This is a genomic window from Pseudomonas syringae, assembly GCF_021606685.1.
Lineage (GTDB): Bacteria > Pseudomonadota > Gammaproteobacteria > Pseudomonadales > Pseudomonadaceae > Aquipseudomonas > Aquipseudomonas syringae_R.
This window is the reverse complement of the sequence record NZ_WKCB01000162.1, coordinates 1-679: the sequence shown is the minus strand read 5'-3', so window position 1 is coordinate 679 and position 679 is coordinate 1. Positions and strand designations below refer to the sequence as shown.

Below are 679 nucleotides of genomic sequence, written 5' to 3'. Positions count from 1 at the left end.
ATCCAGACCGAAGCCAAGGCCAAGGACGTGCGCTTCCTGCTCGAAGCCCTGCATGGCCAGGTCACCCGTGCCGCCCAGGACGGTTTCCTGCCGGCCAACGAGGCCAAGCACTGGATCAAGGAAATCCGCCATATCCTGGTGCTGTTGCACATCGAGTTCTTCAATAACCTCGGTCAGCATGCCCTGCAACAAGGCCAGCCGGGCCAGGCGCGCCTGGCCTTCGAACGTGGCGTCCAGTATTTGCGCAAACAGCCGGAACCGGTGCTTTACAGTGCGCAGCTGCAATTGCTGGAAGGTCAGTTGGCCCGCGCCAACTCCACCGTACTGGCCAACAGCAAGCAGACCGAAGCCGAGGCCAACGAACTGACCGAAGGCTTGAAAGCGGTCGACGCCGACGCCGAGTGGAAAAAGAAAGTCATCTACGACTGATCCCGACGGCTGACTATGCCGCCGCGAGCCGGCTTACTGTGGTAATTCGGCTTGTGTGGCAAGCGGTCTTGTGTGGCAAGCAGGCTTGTGTGGCAAGCAGGCTTGTGTGGCAAGCAGGCTTGTGGGCAAGCAGGCTTGTGTGGCGAGCGGGCTTGCCCGCGTTGGGCTGCGCAGCAGCCCCAGTCAGTTAACTACGTTTTGTCAGATACAACGCGGCGTCGGGTTTTAGGGCTGCTGCGCCCCCCAACGC

At 61.1% G+C, this 679-nt stretch carries 1 pseudogene; it reads left to right on the top strand.

Annotation, left to right across the window (positions count from 1 at the left end):
- A pseudogene (locus GIW02_RS27020) lies at positions 1-429 on the top strand (hypothetical protein); the annotation flags it as partial.
- Between the last annotated feature and the right edge of the window lie 250 nt (positions 430-679).